Below are 20,764 nucleotides of genomic sequence, written 5' to 3'. Positions count from 1 at the left end.
CACAATGCCTCTATCTAGTTAACGTTCTGATATTGCTCTTAATTCAAGCAACGCTTACTACGCGACAGCGAACATCACGTACAGACCCAGACCTACAGCGATCATCGGGATAGCATCCACCAGACCCATAACGATAAAGAACTGAGTACGCAGCAGAGGAATCAGATCAGGTTGACGCGCTGCGCCTTCCAGGAATTTACCCCCGAGGATGCCGATACCGATCGCAGCACCGATTGCCGCCAGACCCATCATCACAGCGGCAGCCATGTACAGCAGATCCATATTCAGGTTTTCCATGACAGTCTCCAGTTTGTTTCAGTTAAAACGTAGTAGTGTTGGTAAAATTAATGCTCTTCAGACGCCATCGACAGATAGACAATCGTCAGAACCATGAAGATGAAGGCTTGCAGCGTAATGATCAGGATGTGGAAAATGGCCCACGGCACATTCAGAATCCACTGTGACCACCACGGCAACAGACCAGCAATCAGAATGAAAATCAGCTCACCGGCATACATGTTGCCGAACAGTCGCAGACCGAGTGATACCGGTTTGGACAGCAGACTTACCCCTTCAAGGATTAAGTTGACAGGGATGAACGCCCAGTGATTGAACGGCTGTAGCGTCAACTCTTTCGTGAAGCCGCCGATGCCTTTCATTTTGATGCTGTAGAACAGAATGAGGATAAATACGCCCAGCGCCATCGACAGGGTGATGTTCACGTCAGCGGACGGAACGACACGCAGTGCCGGCAGACCGAAGATATGCTCGCCGATATACGGCAGCAGATCGATAGGCAGTAAGTCCATCAGGTTCATCAGGAATACCCAGACGAAGATCGTCAGGGCCAGCGGCGCAATCAGCTTGCTTTTGCCATGGTACATGTCTTTCACGCTACCATGCACAAAGCCGATGACCAGCTCAATCGCGGTCTGAAATTTACCTGGTACGCCGCTGGTCGCCTTTTTGGCTACGCTGCGGAACATAAGCAGGAACAACAGACCCAGCACCACCGAGAAGAACATGGAGTCAATATTGAGCGTCCAGAAGGTGGCTGGGGGGTTATGCGGATCCACCAGCGAGAATGTACGCAGGTCCAGCTGAAGGTTGTTCAGATGGTGTCCTATGTAATCCTGCGGCGTCATATTTTCTGAAGCCATGATGCCTTTTACCCTTTGTTGTTAATTACAGCCGGCGCCAGTATCTGAACCACCAGCACCAAAACCCACGTAACGATCAGCGGCAAAAATACCGCCTTAAAAACCGCCAACGCCACCACCAGTAGAACCAGCATCGCTAACACCTTGAAGGCTTCGCCGAAGGCGAATGACCAGGCCACGCGGCCTTTCGCAGGTGTATGCGCCTGGTGACGCCAGGCAAATATCATAAACAACATGTTAGGCAGCAACACTGCCAGGCCTCCGCATAAGGCGGAAGCGCCCCAGAAGGGGTCTTTGAGGCTAAACAGCAATCCACTTGCTATTACCGCCAGAAGCTGAATGAACAGAAGCTTACGAGCAACGTTTCGACTCAAGAGCGACACAGACATCACGTTTTTACTCCTGCTCCCTTCGAGGTATGCCGCGTGTCGTATAAAACGTTCTTTAAGGCTTAGAGTCAAGCATCAAAAAGCGGTCAAATTATACGGTGCGCCCTCGTGATTTCAAACAATAAGTAGCTAAAAGGTGAATAAATGTTTAAATATTTTTCCCTGGTGCACATTTATCACTTTTCATCAAACTGTGAACGATCATGCAAAACTGCAAATGGCGCGTAAATACTGGTGATAAAGCGTGCTTCGGATCACATATTGAGCATATTCGCCCCGGCAGTATTTATTTACTTGGCAAATGATGCCTTTTCATCTTTCTGATATTTAAGCCTAAAATCACTCACTATTTAAAAAACACCCGGTTACAAGCTAAAAACCATTCATTGACATTTATAATAAAAATTCAACATACCTGAGTGATTCTTAGGTTCAATTTTTAGCAACCTGATATTTTCAATGTTGATTAATTCATTTTTTAATAAAGAGAGCCACGTTGTAGCAATGATACAAAATGGTGAACTCATGGTTAACGGTAACAAGGTATAACTATTCGTTACCTCGCGATTGTTAACACGCGAGCGCCCGTTTTTTTTCTATTTTTTTTGATAAAAATTAAATTTTGTTTGGCTTAATGACCACCAAATGACGTTCGCCTTCCAGCTGCGGGACACGCAGTTTAACCACGGACTCGACGCTGAACGCCGCAGGCAGTGAGGCGATTTCCTCTTCCGGCAACTGACCCTTTAACGCATAAAAGCGGCCATTTTCCCCCGGCAGGTGGCGACACCAGCTCAACATGTCATCGAGAGAGGCGAATGCACGGCTGATCACGCCATCAAACGGCGGCTCAGAAGGGAACTCCTCGACGCGGCTCTGCACTGGCGTAATATTTTCCAGCTTGAGTTCGTGCTGAACCTGGCGCAGAAAGCGTACCCGCTTGCCCAGGCTATCCAGCAGCGTGAAATGCGATTCAGGACGGACGATGGAGAGCGGGATCCCCGGCAGCCCCGGTCCCGTACCGACGTCAATAAAACGCTCCCCTTGCAGGTGCGGCGCCACAACGATGCTGTCCAGAATATGGCGTACCAGCATCTCGTTAGGATCCCGCACCGACGTCAGGTTGTAGGCTTTGTTCCATTTGTGCAGCATATCGACATACGCAATCAGCTGATTTTTCTGGTGATCGGTAAGCGAAATGCCTGCTTCATCCAGCAGACGGGAGAGTTTGTTAAGCACGGTCGTTACCTGTTAATAATCAAATGCCCGATGCGCTTTCGCTTATCGGGCCTACAAATTTGTAGGGCGGGCAAGCGAAGCGCCCCCGCCAAATTAGTGTTATCAAGCGCTGCGACGCAGCATTCCCTGTTTCTTCAGCCACACCAGCAAAATTGAAATCGCCGCGGGCGTAACGCCGGAAATGCGCGACGCCTGACCGATAGAGACCGGTTTGTGATCGTTCAGCTTGGCGATAACTTCATTCGACAGACCAGAAACCTGGCGATAATCCAGCGTTGCAGGCAGCAATGTGTTCTCGTTACGCTGCTGTTTTTCGATCTCATCCTGCTGACGGGCGATATAGCCTTCGTATTTTACCTGAATCTCAACCTGCTCAGCGGCCTGCGCATCATCAAGACCCGGAGCGAACGGCGTCAGCGAAGTCAGCTGCGCGTAGGTCATTTCCGGGCGACGCAGCAGATCTTCGCCGCTGGCTTCACGCGACAGCGGCGCAGTCAGGTGAGCATTCACTTCGCCGGCCGATTCCGCCGACGGCGTTACCCAGGTGGATTTCAGACGCTGACGTTCGCGTTCGATATTCTCCAGCTTCTCGTTGAAGCGCGCCCAGCGCTCATCATCCACCAGACCCAGCTCGCGGCCCATTTCCGTCAGACGCAGGTCGGCGTTATCTTCACGCAACATCAGGCGGTATTCCGCGCGGGAGGTAAACATACGGTACGGTTCTTTGGTGCCCAGCGTGCAAAGATCGTCCACCAGCACGCCGAGGTAAGCCTGAGAACGCGCAGGCGCCCAGCCTTCTTTGTCCGCAGACAGACGGGCGGCGTTCAGACCGGCGAGCAAACCTTGCGCGGCCGCTTCTTCGTAACCTGTCGTCCCGTTGATTTGCCCGGCGAAGAACAATCCCTGGATAAATTTGCTCTCCAGCGTTGGTTTCAGGTCGCGCGGATCGAAGAAATCGTACTCAATGGCATAACCAGGACGCACGATTTTCGCGTTTTCCATCCCCTGCATTGAGCGGACGATCTGCATCTGCACATCGAACGGCAGGCTGGTGGAGATACCGTTCGGGTAAATTTCGTTAGAGGTCAGTCCTTCCGGTTCCAGGAAGATCTGATGTTGGTTGCGATCGGCAAAGCGCATGACTTTATCTTCGATCGACGGGCAGTAACGCGGGCCGATCCCTTCGATCACACCGGCATACATTGGGCTGCGATCGAGGTTGTTGCGGATCACATCATGGGTTTTTTCGTTGGTATGCGTGATGTAGCACGGCACCTGCTGCGGATGCTGGGACGCGTTGCCCATGAACGAGAACACAGGCATCGGGTTATCGCCGTGCTGCTGCGCCAGTACGCTGAAATCAATGGTGCGCGCATCAATACGCGGCGGCGTACCGGTTTTCAGGCGGCTGACGCGCAGCGGAAGTTCACGCAGGCGACGAGACAGTGGAATGGATGGCGGATCGCCAGCACGGCCGCCGCTGTAGTTATCCAGACCAATATGAATTTTGCCGTCAAGGAAAGTCCCGACGGTGAGAACCACCGCTTTAGCCCGGAATTTCAGGCCCATCTGGGTAACAGCGCCCACGACGCGATCGTTTTCAACAATCAGATCTTCAACCGCCTGCTGGAAGATCATCAGATTGGGCTGATTCTCCAGCGCAGTACGCACCGCCTGGCGATATAGCACGCGATCCGCCTGTGCGCGAGTCGCACGAACGGCCGGACCTTTGCTTGCGTTTAGTATCCTAAACTGGATACCCGCCTGGTCGATCGCTTTCGCCATCAGCCCGCCGAGCGCATCCACTTCTTTTACCAGGTGTCCCTTCCCAATACCGCCAATGGCCGGGTTGCAGCTCATTTGCCCCAGCGTGTCGATATTGTGTGTCAAAAGCAGGGTCTGTTGCCCCATACGCGCTGCGGCCATTGCGGCCTCAGTGCCTGCATGACCCCCGCCAATGATGATGACGTCAAAAGGATCCGGATAAAACATGGTAATTGCCTCGCATACGGCGGTGTGAAAGTGGATTGAAGCCCGGGTCGTGGATTCTACTCAACTTTAGCCGCTGGAGAAAGTCCCGGGATCCTGGGTATTAAAAAGAAGATCTTTTTATTTAGAGATCTGTTTTATTGTGATCTCTTATTAGGATCGCGATTGTCTGTGGATAACCAGGATCCGCTGAATAAGATCAACAAGTTGTTGAGGATCATTAGCTGTGAATGATCGGTGATCCTGGCCCGTATAAGCTGGGATCAGAATGAAGGGTTATGCACAACTCAAAAACTGAACACCGGTTGTTCTTTGGATAACTACTGGTTTATCCAAGCTTCTTACCAGAGTTATCCACACTCGATCGCACGATCTTTACACTATTTTGAGTAAATTAATCCAGGATCCCAGCCAAACCTCTGCCGGATCTTCAGGAATATCGTGTTCAAGGATGTTGATCTTGAGGGTTTCCCCGATCGGTTTTGCGCCTGATGTCTTGAGCGCGGCCTCTATTTTATCGATGGCGCCGCAGAATGTGTCATATTCACGACTTCCGATGCCGATGGCGCCGAAACGAACCTGAGAAAGATCGGGGTTCTGCGACTGAAGCGCTTCATAGAAAGGAGCAAGGTTATCCGGGATATCGCCCGCGCCATGCGTGGAGCTGATAACCAGCCAGGTTCCTGACGCTGACAGATCCTCTAATAGCGGACCGTGCAAGGTTTCGGTTGAAAAACCTGCATCTTCCAGCTTTTCAGCCAGATGTTCTGCAACATATTCGGCACCGCCAAGGGTGCTGCCGCTGATAAGAGTAATGTCTGCCATACGAGCCCATCCTTATAAAGAGGGGCTATTGTACGCTGTGAGCGAGCTGGGATCTACCTGTGGAAAAATGTGGGATTAAAAAAGCCGATCACGGCCGGATAGTACGCATGATCGGGTTTTGCAGGGAGATCAATGTCTCGGTGGACTGAATTTCATCAATTGTTTGGATCTTGTTGATAAGTACCTGTTGCAGGGCGTCGATGGATCGACACATAACCTTAATAAAGATGCTGTAGTGGCCGGTGGTGTAATACGCTTCGGTCACTTCGTCCAGGCTTTCGAGCTTCGCCAGCGCGGATGGGTAGTCTTTCGCGCTTTTTAAAATAATGCCGATAAAGCAGCAGACGTCGTATCCGAGCTGTTTTGGACTGACGTCAATCCGCGCGCCGGTAATGATCCCCGCCTGCTTCATTTTTTCTACGCGAACGTGAATCGTCCCCGGGCTGACGCTAAATTGTTTGGCCAGTTCAGCGTATGCCGTACGCGCATTTGCCATTAACGCTTCCAGGATGCCGCGATCCAGATTGTCGATCTGATAATTTTCCATAGGTTTTTCTTATGTAGATTAGTGATTCACTCTATTTTAGCGTCTTATTTTATCGAATCAAAAGTGAAGTCGGCTTTTTGTTTGTGGATTATTGAATATCACCCTCAATCTGTTGCTTAATCATAGGCAACAGGACGCAGGAGTATACAAAATGAAAACCGCTTACATCGCCAAACAACGTCAAATTAGCTTCGTGAAATCTCACTTCTCTCGTCAACTGGAGGAGCGTCTGGGTCTGATTGAAGTTCAGGCGCCGATCCTTAGCCGCGTAGGAGATGGCACGCAGGATAACTTGTCGGGCTGTGAAAAAGCGGTACAGGTAAAAGTGAAAGCGTTGCCGGATGCCCAGTTTGAAGTGGTGCATTCACTGGCAAAGTGGAAACGCCAGACGCTGGGACAACACGACTTCAGCGCGGGTGAAGGGCTGTACACGCACATGAAAGCCCTTCGCCCTGACGAAGACCGCCTCTCCCCGCTCCACTCCGTCTATGTCGACCAGTGGGACTGGGAACGCGTTATGGGCGACGGTGAGCGTCAATTCGCCACCCTGAAAAGCACGGTAGAGGCTATCTGGGAAGGCATTAAGGCAACCGAAGCCGCGGTAAGCAAAGAATTTGGTCTGGCACCGTTCCTGTCGGAGCAGATCCACTTTGTTCACAGCCAGGAGCTGCTGGCGCGTTACCCGGATCTGGATGCTAAAAGGCGTGAACGCGCGATCGCGAAAGAGCTTGGCGCCGTTTTCCTGGTCGGTATCGGCGGGAAACTGAGTGACGGTAAACGCCACGACGTGCGTGCGCCGGATTATGATGACTGGAGTTCTGCTTCTGATCTGGGCCATGCTGGTCTGAACGGCGATATCCTGGTCTGGAACCCGGTACTGGAAGATGCGTTTGAGCTTTCCTCAATGGGGATCCGTGTCGACGCCGATGCGCTGAAACGCCAGCTTGCTCTGACCGGAGATGAAGATCGTCTGAGTCTGGAGTGGCACCAGGCGCTGCTGCGTGGCGAGATGCCGCAAACGATCGGCGGCGGTATTGGTCAGTCTCGCCTGACGATGCTGCTACTGCAACTGCCGCACATTGGTCAGGTTCAGTGCGGCGTGTGGCCTGCGCAGGTTCGTGAAAGCGTCGCTTCCCTGCTGTAATTCTCTAACGCCGCCAGCGTCGTAGCAGGCGGCTTCGCATCCCGGTATCAAAGCGCCAGATATGGTCGAAAATGCGCATGATGCCGGGTTTGCCATGTGCCGACATCGCCACCGCATGAAAACGGTGCTGGTGTACCCGCTGTAACTCCCCTACTTTATTCACAACATCGTCAGGTAAGCGCTGGGCGATAAAATCTGAAATGACTACCGCATCCGCATCAAACCACTCTCGCCCCTGCATCCGTTCAATAATGGCGCGAAAACAGCTGGCGATATCCGTGCCGCCGCGAAAGCGCTGGCTCAAAAAGCGGATGGCCTGCTCGATGCCTTCTGGGCCAGACAGTTCATAGCGCACGACCTCTGTGGAAAACAGCATGATGAAGCAGCGACGGTTATCCGCCAGCGCGACGCGCATCAGCGCCAGGCAAAAGGCTTTCGCGCACTGCTCGTTAAATCCGCCCATTGAGCCGGAGGTGTCCACGCAAACAATGAATGGCCCGCGCGGCTGTTCGTCAAAATCCTGATGAACGACCGGGCGCTCAGTCACTTTCTCACGCCACGCTTCGCCGTGCAGACGGTACGTGAGCAGCTGTTTTTCCACCAGCCGTCGGTAGAATTCATATTCCAGTTCGGTAATGCCGAGCGTTGCCAGCTCAGGCGGCAACAGGCGCAGAATGTCGTCGCTTTGCTGAATGCCGTCAACCTGTTCTGGAACGGTCGCCGGTTCGCGCACCAGCGTACGAAATGTCTCCATCGGCGCATCTTTGCGCGGCACCGATTTGGCTTCCCTGGAGCGGCCTAACTGTTCCGCCAGGCGTTTCAGTTCGGGTTGTTCTGCCAGGAAGTCGCCATATTTTACGATCAGCTGATAATCGCCGCGTTTGAGTTGCCCTGCGCTCATGTCCCACAGGCGGCCGGCTGCATGGTCATTTTCCGCCAGGACCGGCTCCAGTTGCCCGCTGAGCGTCATGCGTTCCTGCACTTCACTCAGCAACTGCTCGCGCTCCTCTTCCAGCAACTGGTGATTTAAGGCCGTGGTTTGCACGATCAGGCTTAAACGCCAGCGTTGCAGAAAAAGCGTGTGCAGCGCTGGCGTAAAAGTGGCGTTACTGTCCACCAGTTGCTGGGCTTGCCCGGCATAGGGCGAATGTAGCCGGTGCAGCAACGCTAATATCTGCGGCAATTGCACAATAAACTGCGTTGTTCCGAGAAGCTGGCTTTGTTGATAGCACATCACCTCTTCCGTGAGTTCCGGCGGCACGCGCGCGTCTTTAAGACGGCTGCGCAGCGCTTCGCGCCAGCGGGGAAGATCGTCGGAAATGGCCCTCTTTAATCGGGGGAATTTCTCGAAGAAGATAGCCAGCTGCGGGGAGGCCAGCAAAGTGAGGATAATCTCTTCGATAATCCCCTCTTCACTGACCGCCAGCATGACATTCAGCGTGTCCAGTGTCAGCATTGCTGCGCCTGGCGGATCTGCGCACCAACATCCTGTAGGCTGGCTTCAATACGACCTAACCAGTCGCTATGGATAAACAGACATTTTTGCTGTTCGCTGAACCGACTGTGCTGCTGGTGCCATTCGCTGTCCAGCGCCTCAAGCTGCTGTTTGATTTCGCCGGGCATTCCCTCTTCTAAACTGCCCGGTAGCGCCAGACGGCTGCCCTGTAGGCTGACGTCGCGCACCACCAGATGCTGAGCGCTATCAACTTCCATATTCAGCGTCTGGGCAAAACCGATCCCGTTGAGTTTGCCGCGGATCTCTCCGCCTTTTGCCAGCCACTGCTCAAGGGCGCTGCGTTCAAAAGCGATATGAATGACTTCCATATCATGCAGTTTAAGCGGTTGTTGCAAAAGCAAGGTTAGCACTGGCGCGCTCGCCTCTGGCGGCAGATCGTAATGGGGACGGCGGCTGAACATTCCTCCCTGACGAACAACGGTAAAGGCTGTTTTATCGCTTTGCTGCTGTTGCAACTGAAGGCGACGTTGCACAATGCCGCCGAGGCGCGTCAGCATTGCCTGTTGCTGCCAGGCGTGCCCGGTCATCAATATTTCAAGCTGTTGCTGCATCAGATTCAGGCTTTGCGCGTCATACCACAGGCAATCTTTCAGCAGGATAAGATCGATTGGCGCTACGGCGTCGCGTCCGCTAAAGAATGCGCTGGCCTGTAACAGACGAATGGCTTTTTTCCAGCGACGGTCGGAGACATAGGGGGCGTCTGGCAGCGCATCAAGCTGCTGGCGCAGCGTGAAAATCAGTTCAAATACATGATCGGGCAGCGTAATGGCGGAAATATCCTTCTGCCACTGATAATACTCTTCATCAGTCACCTGTAATGAGGCTGGCACCGGGTTGTCGCTTTCGTCCTGCTGGCTTACCAGCATGGAGCGGAAATTCGCCTTATCCTGTACTTTATCCAGCCACAGACGAATGAGCATACGGTCGTATAACGCCTCCAGACTGCTGTCTGCTTCGGGAAGCTCGTTTGAGGCCGCCACCAGCAGGCGCATCGGAATTTTTTCTTCGTGCGCGCCGTTACGGAAATGGCGTTCGTTAATGGCGGTCAGCAGAGTGTTCAGGATTGCCGGGCCCGCTTTCCAGATCTCATCCAGAAAGACGATTTCCGCTTCAGGAAGATAACCCGTGGTCAGACGTTCATAGCGACCTTCATCTTTTAGTGCCTGAATGGAGAGAGGACCAAAAACCTCCTCGGGCGTGGAAAAACGCGTCATCAGATACTCAAAGGCGCGGGCGTGCTGAAAGGCGAACTTCAGACGACGGGCTATCAGGCTTTTGGCAATGCCTGGCGGGCCAAGTAAAAAGACGCTCTCACCGCTCAACGCTGCCAACAGGCAAAGGCGAATGGCGTGGCTACGTTCATAAAGTCCCTTTTCCAGGGCGCTGCTCAGACGGGAAATTCTTTCCGCTAATAAATGTGGGTGAGCCATAATAAGGTGGCGTCCTTCCGCCAGATGTATCATGTTAACAGCGAGTATAGACGTTTCGCCACGAAGCAATAATAGACTGAAGCATCGTTTCTTTTTCTTTGCGCCAGGTTAATCTGACGTCGATTAGGGGTACGATTTTGCGATTAATCGTGCATACTGTGCGCCTTTTTTGTGGGCCAAGGGACTACGCACACATTTCATATATATACACTAAATCATTCAAACTGCATCAAGGTGGCAAAGGAGTGGATCCTCGGGAGCCTTGTCGTTTGAAAGATGCCATGTATAAACGAAAGACGAGTCTATGAGCACTGATAATAAACAATCATTGTCTGCGATCACTCTCGCAGCGATTGGGGTTGTCTATGGTGATATTGGTACCAGCCCACTTTATACACTTCGTGAATGCTTGTCCGGTCAGTTTGGTTTTGGTGTTGAACGTGATGCCGTATTTGGCTTTTTGTCGCTGATTTTCTGGCTGCTGATCTTTGTTGTTTCCATCAAGTATCTGACTTTTGTCATGCGCGCAGATAACGCCGGCGAGGGCGGGATTCTGACCTTAATGTCGCTAGCCGGGCGTAATACGTCGGCGAGAATGACGTCCACGCTGGTCATTATGGGGTTAATTGGCGGTAGCTTCTTCTACGGCGAAGTGGTAATTACACCCGCGATCTCAGTCATGTCGGCCATTGAAGGTCTGGAAATTGTGGCGCCGGAACTGGATACCTGGGTCGTCCCGCTTTCTATTATTGTGCTTACTCTGCTGTTTATGATTCAGAAACACGGGACGGGGATGGTCGGTAAGCTGTTTGCGCCGATTATGCTGACGTGGTTTTTGATTCTGGCCGGACTCGGCCTGCGCAGTATCATCGCTAACCCGGATGTGCTTCATGCCCTCAATCCCATGTGGGCGGCGAAGTTCTTCCTTGAGTACAAAACGGTGTCGTTTATTGCGCTGGGCGCCGTGGTGCTTTCGATTACCGGGGTTGAGGCGCTGTATGCGGATATGGGGCATTTCGGCAAGCTGCCGATTCGTCTGGCCTGGTTCTCGGTTGTTCTTCCTTCATTAACGTTAAACTACTTTGGTCAGGGCGCATTGCTGCTCAAACACCCGGAAGCGATTAAGAACCCGTTCTTCCTGCTGGCGCCGGAGTGGGCGCTGATCCCGCTGCTGATTCTTGCCGCGCTGGCGACGGTTATCGCCTCTCAGGCGGTGATTTCCGGCGTCTTCTCGCTGACGCGCCAGGCGGTGCGGCTGGGATATTTATCGCCCATGCGCATTATCCACACCTCCGAAATGGAGTCCGGGCAGATCTATATTCCGTTCGTGAACTGGATGCTCTATTTTGCGGTGGTTATTGTTATTGTCAGCTTTGAGCGTTCCAGCAACCTGGCGGCGGCATACGGTATTGCCGTTACCGGTACGATGGTGCTGACCTCGATTCTTTCTACCACCGTGGCGCGTAAAAACTGGCACTGGAATAAGTATTTTGTCGCGCTGATTCTGGTGGCGTTCTTGTGCGTTGATGTTCCGCTGTTCTCGGCAAACCTCGACAAGCTGCTGTCGGGCGGCTGGTTGCCGCTGACGCTGGGGATCGTGATGTTCATCATTATGACGACCTGGAAGAGCGAGCGTTTCCGTCTGCTGCGTCGTATGCATGAGCACGGTAACTCCCTGGAAGCCCTGATCGCCTCGCTGGAGAAATCGCCTCCGGTACGCGTCCCCGGTACGGCGGTGTATATGTCCCGCGCGCTGAACGTCATTCCGTTTGCGTTGCTGCATAACCTCAAGCACAACAAGGTGCTGCATGAACGCGTGATTCTGCTGACGCTACGCACGGAAGACGCGCCATACGTACACAATGTTCGCCGGGTGCAGATTGAGCAACTGTCGCCAACCTTCTGGCGCGTGGTGGCCAGCTACGGTTGGCGCGAAACGCCGAACGTTGAGGAAGTGTTCCACCGCTGCGGGCTGGAAGGGCTGAGCTGCCGGATGATGGAAACCTCTTTCTTTATGTCGCATGAATCGCTGATCCTCGGCAAACGCCCGTGGTATTTGCGTTTGCGCGGCAAGCTCTATCTGCTGTTGCAGCGTAATGCGCTGCGTGCGCCGGATCAGTTTGAAATCCCGCCGAACCGGGTTATCGAACTGGGAACGCAGGTCGAGATTTAAGCCTTTTAAAATGCCGGGCGGCGCAGCGTCGCCGGGCAATTATTCCCATCGCATTTCACTTAGCGAAACGTTTCGACCCCGATCACAATTCCGTTACGTCATGATGGTTTTCTGCTCACTTCCGGGAGTAAACTTATTACCAGCGAAACGTTTCGCTAGTGGGGAAAGAAAATGAAGAAAGGCGCGGTACTTAATTCTGATATTTCATCGGTCATCTCCCGTCTGGGGCATACTGATACGCTGGTAGTGTGTGACGCAGGTTTACCTGTTCCATCCAGTACAACGCGTATCGATATGGCGTTAACCCAGGGCGTACCTTCTTTTATGCAGGTACTGGATGTTGTGACCCGTGAAATGCAGGTTGAGGCGGCTATTCTCGCGACGGAAATCAAAGAACATAATCCGCAACTCCACGAAACGTTGCTCAGCCATATTGAGCAACTGCAACAACACCAGGGAAACACCATAGAAATTCGTTACACCACGCATGAACATTTTAAAAAACTAACCGCAGACAGTCAGGCGGTGATTCGCAGCGGGGAGTGCTCCCCGTATGCGAATATTATTCTCTGTGCCGGCGTCACGTTCTGAGGCCATCATGGACGCATTACTGCAACTCAAAGGGATCGATAAAGCGTTCCCGGGCGTGAAAGCGCTATCTGGCGCCGCGTTAAATGTCTATCCAGGCCGCGTAATGGCGCTGGTGGGCGAAAATGGTGCGGGCAAATCCACCATGATGAAAGTCCTGACCGGTATCTATACCCGTGATGCGGGATCGTTATTGTGGCTGGGTAAAGAAACGACCTTCAATGGCCCAAAATCCTCGCAGGAAGCCGGGATTGGCATCATTCACCAGGAACTGAACCTGATCCCACAGCTCACGATTGCCGAGAATATCTTTCTGGGGCGTGAGTTTGTAAATCGCTTTGGCAAAATCGACTGGAAAAAGATGTATGCCGAAGCGGATGTTCTGCTTGCCAGACTTAACCTGCGCTTCAAAAGCGACAGGCTGGTGGGCGAACTCTCTATCGGCGATCAGCAGATGGTCGAAATCGCCAAGGTACTGAGCTTCGAATCCCGAGTCATCATTATGGATGAACCCACGGATGCGCTCACTGATACCGAAACGGAATCGCTGTTCCGCGTCATCCGCGAGTTGAAATCGCAGGGGCGCGGCATTGTCTATATCTCCCACCGCATGAAAGAGATCTTCGAAATTTGCGATGACGTGACGGTTTTCCGCGACGGGCAGTTTATTGCCGAGCGTGAAGTGGCATCGCTGACCGAAGATTCGCTGATTGAAATGATGGTCGGACGTAAGCTTGAAGATCAGTACCCGCGTCTGGATAAAGCGCCAGGCGAGGTACGCCTGAAAGTCGATAACCTGTGCGGTCCCGGCGTTAATAATGTCTCCTTTACTCTGCGCAAAGGGGAAATTCTGGGGATCTCCGGTTTGATGGGCGCCGGGCGTACGGAACTGATGAAAGTGCTGTACGGCGCGCTGCCGCGCACCAGTGGTTACGTCACGCTCGACGGGCATGAAGTGATTACCCGTTCACCGCAGGATGGCCTGGCTAACGGTATTGTTTATATCTCTGAAGACCGTAAACGCGACGGCTTAGTGCTCGGCATGTCGGTAAAAGAGAATATGTCGCTCACCGCGCTGCGTTATTTCAGCCGCGCTGGCGGCAACCTGAAACATAAAGATGAACAGCAGGCGGTGAGTGACTTTATCCGTCTGTTCAATGTGAAAACGCCGTCGATGGAGCAGGCTATCGGGTTGCTCTCTGGCGGCAATCAGCAGAAAGTCGCCATTGCGCGTGGACTGATGACCCGCCCCAAAGTGCTGATCCTCGATGAGCCAACCCGCGGTGTGGACGTTGGCGCGAAGAAAGAAATTTATCAGCTTATCAACCAGTTTAAGGCCGATGGCCTGAGCATCATTCTGGTCTCATCTGAGATGCCAGAAGTATTGGGTATGAGCGATCGCATTATCGTTATGCATGAAGGGCATCTCGGCGGTGAATTCACTCGCGAGCAGGCCACCCAGGAAGTGTTAATGGCTGCCGCTGTGGGCAAGCTTAATCGCGTGAATCAGGAGTAAAAAAGATGACTATCCAGGCTGTTTCTGGTCGCCGTTATTTCACTAAAGCGTGGCTGATGGAGCAGAAATCGCTCATCGCTCTGCTGGTGCTGATCGCGATTGTTTCTACCATGAGTCCCAACTTTTTTACCGTTAATAACCTGTTTAACATTCTCCAGCAAACGTCCGTCAACGCTATCATGGCCGTCGGGATGACGCTGGTTATCCTGACGTCAGGCATCGATCTGTCCGTTGGTTCCCTGCTGGCGCTTACCGGCGCGGTTGCCGCTTCAATTGTAGGGATTGAAGTGAATGCACTGGTGGCCGTTGCGGCGGCGCTGGCGTTAGGCGCCGCCATTGGCGCAGTGACCGGCGTGATCGTGGCGAAAGGTCGCGTGCAGGCGTTTATCGCCACGCTGGTGATGATGCTTCTGCTGCGCGGCGTCACGATGGTGTACACCAACGGAAGCCCGGTGAATACCGGCTTTACGGATAACGCCGATCTCTTCGGCTGGTTCGGGATTGGCCGTCCGCTGGGCGTTCCGACGCCGGTCTGGATTATGGGCATCGTCTTCCTGGCGGCGTGGTACATGCTGCATCATACTCGCCTGGGTCGCTATATCTATGCGCTGGGCGGCAACGAAGCGGCAACGCGTCTGTCGGGTATCAGCGTCAGTAAAGTCAAAATCATCGTCTATTCGCTTTGTGGTCTGCTGGCCTCGCTGGCGGGCATCATCGAAGTGGCTCGTCTCTCCTCCGCGCAGCCAACGGCGGGTACGGGTTATGAGCTGGATGCCATCGCAGCGGTCGTGTTAGGCGGCACCAGCCTGGCAGGCGGTAAAGGGCGCATTGTTGGGACATTGATCGGCGCATTGATTCTCGGTTTCCTTAATAATGGTTTGAATTTGTTAGGTGTTTCCTCCTATTACCAGATGATCGTCAAAGCGGTGGTGATTTTGCTGGCGGTACTGGTAGACAACAAAAAGCAGTAACAACGACTACAGGACATCTTAAATATGAACATGAAAAAACTGGCTACCCTGGTTTCTGCTGTTGCGCTGAGCGCCACCGTGAGCGCGAATGCGATGGCGAAAGACACCATTGCTCTGGTGATCTCCACGCTCAACAACCCGTTCTTTGTCACCCTGAAAGAGGGGGCGCAGAAAGAAGCGGATAAACTGGGCTATAACCTGGTCGTGTTGGACTCCCAGAACAACCCGGCGAAAGAGCTGGCTAACGTTCAGGATTTAACCGTTCGCGGCACTAAAATTCTGCTGATCAACCCAACCGATTCCGACGCGGTAGGCAACGCGGTTAAGATGGCTAACCAGGCGAAGATTCCGGTTATCACCCTTGATCGCCAGGCAACCAAAGGCGACGTTGTCAGCCACATTGCTTCCGATAACGTGCTGGGCGGCAAAATCGCCGGTGATTACATCGCGAAGAAAGCAGGTGAAGGCGCGAAAGTGATTGAACTGCAAGGCATCGCCGGAACATCCGCAGCGCGTGAGCGTGGCGAAGGCTTCCAGCAGGCCGTTGCGGCACACAAATTTAATGTACTGGCCAGCCAGCCTGCTGACTTTGACCGCACCAAAGGTCTGAACGTCATGCAGAACCTGCTGACTGCGCATCCTGATGTGCAGGCGGTATTCGCACAGAACGACGAAATGGCGCTGGGTGCGCTGCGCGCTCTGCAAACCGCAGGTAAATCTGATGTGATGGTGGTTGGATTTGATGGTACGCCGGATGGCGAGAAGGCGGTAAATGATGGCAAACTGGCTGCGACTATCGCTCAGTTGCCGGATCAGATTGGCGCTAAAGGCGTTGAAACCGCTGATAAAGTACTGAAAGGCGAGAAAGTTCAGGCCAAATATCCGGTTGACCTGAAACTTGTCATCAAGCAGTAATAACGGCTCAGGCCGTTCGCGGTCTGATGGCGACATAAATACGCCATCCTCAGAGAGTTGTTTGAAGATGAAAGCGTAAAAAGAAAAGCAGGGCACGCGCCACCCTAACCCGGTGGCGCACTTTACTGGACATCCCGAACATGAAAACCGCAGGCAACCTTGTCGTCCTTGGCAGTATTAATGCCGATCACATCCTCAACCTCGAATCTTTTCCTGCGCCAGGCGAAACCGTAACGGGCACCCAATATCAGGTGGCATTCGGCGGTAAAGGCGCGAATCAGGCGGTGGCCGCAGGGCGCAGCGGCGCAAATATCGCGTTTATTGCCTGTACTGGCGATGACGATATTGGCGAGAGCGTGCGTAAACAGTTAGCCAGCGATAACATTGATATTGCTCCGGTCAGCGTGATTAACGGGGAATCTACCGGAGTCGCGCTGATTTTTGTTAATGGCGAAGGGGAAAATGTCATCGGCATTCATGCTGGCGCCAATGCCGCATTGTCGCCAGCGCTGGTGGAAGCGCAACGCGAGCGTATCGCCGGGGCTTCTGCGCTATTGATGCAGCTCGAGTCGCCGATTGAAAGCGTGCTGGCGGCGGCAAAAATTGCGCATCAGAACAACACTACCGTTGCGCTTAACCCGGCTCCGGCGCGTGAACTGTCTGATGAGCTGCTGGCGCTGGTGGACATCATTACGCCAAATGAAACCGAAGCGGAAAAGCTCACGGGGATTCGCGTCGAAAGTGATGAAGATGCCGCTAAAGCATCGCAGGTGCTGCATGATAAAGGCATTCATACCGTACTGATTACGTTAGGCAGCCGCGGCGTGTGGGCCAGCGTGAAGGGCGAAGGTCGTCGTGTGCCGGGGTTTAAAGTGAACGCCGTTGATACGATAGCCGCCGGGGATACTTTTAATGGTGCGTTAGTTACCGCCTTACTGGAAGAGACGCCGCTGCCGGAGGCCATTTGCTTTGCCCATGCCGCTGCTGCGATTGCGGTGACACGCAAAGGTGCGCAACCTTCTGTTCCGTGGCGTGAAGAGATAGAGGCGTTTTTAGGTCAGCAGAGGTAACGTTTGGCTACAATGAAGGATGTTGCCCGTCTGGCGGGCGTTTCCACTTCAACTGTTTCGCACGTTATTAATAAAGATCGCTTTGTCAGTGAAGCTATCACCGGGAAAGTGGAAGCGGCGATTAAAGAGTTAAACTACGCGCCTTCAGCGTTGGCGCGTAGCCTGAAATTAAATCAGACCCGCACAATCGGCATGCTGATCACCGCCAGTACCAATCCTTTTTATTCAGAACTGGTGCGCGGCGTTGAACGTAGCTGCTTTGAGCGGGGCTATAGCCTGGTATTGTGTAATACCGAAGGCGATGAGCAGCGAATGAACCGCAATCTGGAAACGCTGATGCAAAAGCGGGTCGATGGCTTATTGCTGCTCTGTACGGAGACGCATCAACCCTCCCGGGAGATCATGCAGCGTTATCCCTCTATTCCTACCGTGATGATGGACTGGTCGCCCTTTGATGACGAAGGGGATTGCGATCTGATCCAGGACAACTCCCTTCTGGGCGGCGATTTAGCGACGCAATACCTGATTGATAAAGGTTTTACCCGAATAGCCTGCATTACCGGCCCACTGGATAAAACGCCCGCGCGTTTGCGGCTGGAAGGGTATAGGGAGGCCATGAAACGCGCGGGGCTGGAAATTCCTGAAGGGTATGAGATCACAGGAGATTTCGAGTTTGGCGGCGGATTTGAAACCATGCAAATGCTGCTGTCCCATAAACAACGCCCACAGGCGGTATTTGCCGGCAATGATGCAATGGCAGTCGGTGCGTATCAGGCGCTTTATCAGGTAGGGTTGCGCATCCCGCAGGATATGGCGGTGATTGGCTATGATGATATTGAACTGGCGCGCTACATGACGCCGCCGCTGACGACGATTCATCAACCGAAAGATGAACTGGGTGAGTTGGCCATCGACGTGTTGATTCACCGTATGGCACAACCCACGCTACAACAGCAGCGTCTGCAACTTACTCCTGTTCTGATGGCGCGGGGGTCGGTTTAGGTTTGTGCCGTTCTTTGATCAGATTGCGGCCATCTTTGGCTTTCAGCAACATGAACATCAGCGCGGATACCACCGTAATAGCGCCCATCGTAATAAAGGTATAGTGGAACTGTTCAACCGTATTGGTTCCCTCAATCCCTTCATAGAGACGCAATACGGCGGCGCTGATCGCTACCCCTAAACTGATGGAAAGCTGCTGCGTGACGGCCAGCAGACTGTTGCCGCTGCTGGCGTTATCATCGGTCAGGTCCGCAAGGGTGATGGTGTTCATGGCGGTAAACTGCGTGGACATCGCCATCCCCAGAACAAACAGCGGCAGAATCAACATCCATACCGGCATGGCGGGGGATTGCAAAGAGAACTGCGCAATCATCAGGCCAATAAATACCGTAATGCCGACCAGCGTCGTCTTGTACCCCAGTTTGCGCAGCACCTGAGTGACCGCTGATTTCGCCAGAATAGAACCCAGCGCCGTCGGGGCCATCATGCAGCCGGCTATCAGCGCCGGGTATCCAAATCCTACCTGTATCATCAGCGGCATCAGGAAGGGAACGCATCCCGTTCCCAGACGCGTGGCGAGGTTTCCTGCTATCCCAACGGAGAACGTGCGCGTTCTGAACAGCGAAAGTGAAATCAACGGCGTTGGGTGTCGACGCGCATGGCGAATATAGGCCAGCAGCAGCACGATACTGCTCAGAATAATGGTTAATGCTATCCAGGTTGCGACGATCTTCTCGCCGAAAAGCTCCATTCCGCTGGAGAACAGCACCAGACTCAAACCAAAGAGGAAGAAGCCGGTCATGTCGAAACGGCGTCGCGGCGTGGTGAAGTTTGGCATGTACTTACGGGCATACAGGATACCGACAATGCCAATGGGAATATTAATCAGGAAGATCCAGTGCCAGCTTGCCCATGTCACCAGTATGCCCCCCAATACCGGGCCGAGGATGGGGCCGACCAGGCCTGGCATCGTCACAAAATTCAGAACCGGAAGCAGTTCACTTCGGGGGTAAGCGCGTAATAATGCCAGACGGGCGACCGGCATCATCATTGCGCCGCCGATCCCCTGCACCACGCGGAATACAACCAATTCAGCTAATGAGCCAGAAAGCGCGCATGCCAGCGAGCCGAGCGTAAACAGACTGACGGCAATAATAAAGACGCGACGGGTGCCAAAGCGATCGGCCAGCCATCCGCTTACCGGAATCAGCATCGCGACCGTCAGGGTATAACTGATAATAGCGGACTGCATGGCAAGAGGAGAACGGTTGAGGCTGTGCGCGATAGCGGGTAGAGCGGTATTAAGAATGGTGGCATCCAGCGCCTGCATAAAAAAAGCCATGGCCGCTATCCACGGCAACCCGGCCATACTGCGCGCTTTTTTCTCTGACATTCGGTATCCCGTTACTTGTCCGGTTGTTCGTTCGGCGCTATCAACAATGCCTGGCATGCTTTAAAGGCGCGATCGCCATCACTGTCGGCTATGGCATCTACAATAGCCTGGTGTAAATCCAGCTTCACCACATCGTTATAGGTAATAGAGGTGAAGTAGGTGTGATAGACCGAATGGAACAGCGAGGCAAAAGAGATTAAGAACGGATTCGCGCTCATTTCATAAATATGCTCATGCCACGCCATATCGACTTCAATCCAGCGTTCGCGTCTGAAGTTCTTCTTCAACGCCACCATCTCTTCCATTAAGGTATTCAGATGCGCTTTCTGTTCCGCTGACCCGATCGTCGCCGCCAGTGAACATGCCTGCGGTTCGAGACTGATACGCATCACCAGAAAATGATTAATAACCTGATGGAAGTTTTCTTCTGTCATCCACCAGGTGAGCAGTTCCTGATCGAGGAAGTTCCAGTTTGCCTGCGGCATAACCCGCGTACCAATACGAGGACGGGGCAACACCATGCCTTTTGCTGTTAGCGTCTTCACTGCCTCACGTACCGCCGTGCGACTCACGCCAAATTGCTCGCCCAGTTCGATTTCTCCGGGAAGAATGGTGCCGGGCGCGTATTCACCCTTTAAGATTCGCTGCGCCAGCTTCTCAGCCAGAACGTAGGAAAGATTTTTCTGTGCAGCTAACTGTTGTGCGCTTAAAGGCATAAATGTTTGTCCTTTCTCTTTTCTTATTCATTAGTATGCCATCAGGAAGTGTGATTAAGGTTGTAAAAACGGCAAATTGCTTATTTCATGGCATGTTAATAGTGGTTTTGCTTAAAAAGAAAGCAGTCGGAAAATAATTTTAAATTTCCCCTTGTCAGGCCGGAATAACTCCCTATAATGC

Annotated in this window: 19 protein-coding genes; 8 read left to right on the top strand and 11 right to left on the bottom strand. The window is 53.0% G+C overall.

All coding sequences use genetic code 11. The features are described 5' to 3' along the window. Positions 1–57: 57 nt before the first annotated feature. The 7 genes from atpE to asnC all read right to left on the bottom strand — a co-directional run bounded on the left by atpE (position 58) and on the right by asnC (position 6,149). Positions 58–297, bottom strand: coding sequence for a F0F1 ATP synthase subunit C (atpE, locus tag OGX84_RS05820; RefSeq protein ID WP_000429386.1), 240 nt, complete (start codon positions 295–297; stop codon positions 58–60). Between the two features lie 47 nt (positions 298–344). Then, positions 345–1,160 (bottom strand): F0F1 ATP synthase subunit A, encoded by an 816-nt coding sequence (gene atpB, locus OGX84_RS05815; protein WP_047460083.1) that lies wholly within the window; start codon positions 1,158–1,160, stop codon positions 345–347. Positions 1,161–1,168: 8 nt separating this feature from the next. Continuing rightward, positions 1,169–1,549, bottom strand: coding sequence for a F0F1 ATP synthase subunit I (gene atpI / locus OGX84_RS05810; RefSeq protein WP_012131096.1), 381 nt, complete (start codon positions 1,547–1,549; stop codon positions 1,169–1,171). A gap of 615 nt (positions 1,550–2,164) precedes the next feature. Further along, complete coding sequence (gene rsmG, locus OGX84_RS05805) at positions 2,165–2,788, bottom strand: 16S rRNA (guanine(527)-N(7))-methyltransferase RsmG (protein ID WP_047460080.1); 624 nt, start codon at positions 2,786–2,788, stop codon at positions 2,165–2,167. 102 nt (positions 2,789–2,890) lie between these two features. Beyond that, positions 2,891–4,780, bottom strand: a complete 1,890-nt coding sequence (mnmG, locus tag OGX84_RS05800; protein ID WP_112001374.1) for a tRNA uridine-5-carboxymethylaminomethyl(34) synthesis enzyme MnmG — start codon at positions 4,778–4,780, stop codon at positions 2,891–2,893. Positions 4,781–5,152: 372 nt separating this feature from the next. Next, the gene (gene mioC / locus OGX84_RS05795) at positions 5,153–5,602 is read right to left on the bottom strand and encodes an FMN-binding protein MioC (protein ID WP_012131099.1); all 450 of its coding nucleotides are present in this window, start codon (positions 5,600–5,602) and stop codon (positions 5,153–5,155) included. A gap of 88 nt (positions 5,603–5,690) precedes the next feature. After that, positions 5,691–6,149, bottom strand: a complete 459-nt coding sequence (gene asnC, locus OGX84_RS05790; RefSeq protein ID WP_012131100.1) for a transcriptional regulator AsnC — start codon at positions 6,147–6,149, stop codon at positions 5,691–5,693. Positions 6,150–6,300: 151 nt separating this feature from the next. Between asnC and asnA the strand changes: the two genes are divergently transcribed. Next, positions 6,301–7,293, top strand: coding sequence for an aspartate--ammonia ligase (gene asnA, locus OGX84_RS05785; protein ID WP_112001373.1), 993 nt, complete (start codon positions 6,301–6,303; stop codon positions 7,291–7,293). A 4-nt stretch (positions 7,294–7,297) separates the two neighbouring features. Here asnA and viaA read toward each other — a convergent pair whose 3' ends face one another. Both viaA and ravA read right to left on the bottom strand, forming a co-directional pair. Next, positions 7,298–8,749: an ATPase RavA stimulator ViaA gene (gene viaA / locus OGX84_RS05780; protein ID WP_012131102.1), complete on the bottom strand. Its 1,452-nt coding sequence runs from the start codon at positions 8,747–8,749 to the stop codon at positions 7,298–7,300. Continuing rightward, positions 8,743–10,239 carry an ATPase RavA gene (gene ravA / locus OGX84_RS05775; RefSeq protein ID WP_112001686.1) on the bottom strand — a complete coding sequence of 499 codons (1,497 nt, stop codon included), beginning with the start codon at positions 10,237–10,239 and terminating at the stop codon, positions 8,743–8,745. Before ravA ends, viaA begins: the two co-directional genes overlap by 7 nt. A gap of 304 nt (positions 10,240–10,543) precedes the next feature. Between ravA and kup the strand changes: the two genes are divergently transcribed. From kup to rbsR, 7 genes are all read left to right on the top strand, one after another. Further along, positions 10,544–12,412, top strand: a complete 1,869-nt coding sequence (gene kup / locus OGX84_RS05770; RefSeq protein ID WP_012131104.1) for a low affinity potassium transporter Kup — start codon at positions 10,544–10,546, stop codon at positions 12,410–12,412. A gap of 171 nt (positions 12,413–12,583) precedes the next feature. Next, positions 12,584–13,003 carry a D-ribose pyranase gene (rbsD, locus tag OGX84_RS05765; RefSeq protein WP_058668327.1) on the top strand — a complete coding sequence of 140 codons (420 nt, stop codon included), beginning with the start codon at positions 12,584–12,586 and terminating at the stop codon, positions 13,001–13,003. A gap of 7 nt (positions 13,004–13,010) precedes the next feature. Continuing rightward, complete coding sequence (rbsA, locus tag OGX84_RS05760; protein WP_012131106.1) at positions 13,011–14,516, top strand: ribose ABC transporter ATP-binding protein RbsA; 1,506 nt, start codon at positions 13,011–13,013, stop codon at positions 14,514–14,516. A gap of 5 nt (positions 14,517–14,521) precedes the next feature. Then, positions 14,522–15,487 (top strand): ribose ABC transporter permease, encoded by a 966-nt coding sequence (rbsC, locus tag OGX84_RS05755; protein ID WP_012131107.1) that lies wholly within the window; start codon positions 14,522–14,524, stop codon positions 15,485–15,487. A gap of 24 nt (positions 15,488–15,511) precedes the next feature. After that, positions 15,512–16,402, top strand: a complete 891-nt coding sequence (rbsB, locus tag OGX84_RS05750) for a ribose ABC transporter substrate-binding protein RbsB (RefSeq protein ID WP_012131108.1) — start codon at positions 15,512–15,514, stop codon at positions 16,400–16,402. A gap of 140 nt (positions 16,403–16,542) precedes the next feature. Next, a complete protein-coding gene (gene rbsK / locus OGX84_RS05745) occupies positions 16,543–17,472 on the top strand; it encodes a ribokinase (protein WP_112001372.1) in 930 nt (309 codons plus the stop codon). 3 nt (positions 17,473–17,475) lie between these two features. Further along, positions 17,476–18,474 carry a ribose operon transcriptional repressor RbsR gene (gene rbsR / locus OGX84_RS05740; RefSeq protein WP_080975464.1) on the top strand — a complete coding sequence of 333 codons (999 nt, stop codon included), beginning with the start codon at positions 17,476–17,478 and terminating at the stop codon, positions 18,472–18,474. On the opposite strand, the gene mdtD is transcribed toward rbsR, so the two are convergent. Both mdtD and OGX84_RS05730 read right to left on the bottom strand, forming a co-directional pair. After that, the gene (gene mdtD, locus OGX84_RS05735) at positions 18,440–19,867 is read right to left on the bottom strand and encodes a multidrug transporter subunit MdtD (RefSeq protein ID WP_058668330.1); all 1,428 of its coding nucleotides are present in this window, start codon (positions 19,865–19,867) and stop codon (positions 18,440–18,442) included. The genes rbsR and mdtD overlap by 35 nt on opposite strands. Positions 19,868–19,878: 11 nt before the next feature. Then, entirely contained in the window at positions 19,879–20,583 is a 705-nt protein-coding gene (locus OGX84_RS05730) for a FadR/GntR family transcriptional regulator (RefSeq protein ID WP_012131112.1), read from the bottom strand. Between the last annotated feature and the right edge of the window lie 181 nt (positions 20,584–20,764).

The organism is Citrobacter sp. CK202 (assembly GCF_030333225.1).
GTDB classification, from domain to species: Bacteria; Pseudomonadota; Gammaproteobacteria; order Enterobacterales; family Enterobacteriaceae; genus Citrobacter_B; species Citrobacter_B koseri.
Note: the sequence above shows the minus strand (reverse complement) of the source record. Positions and strands in the feature narration are given on the sequence as shown.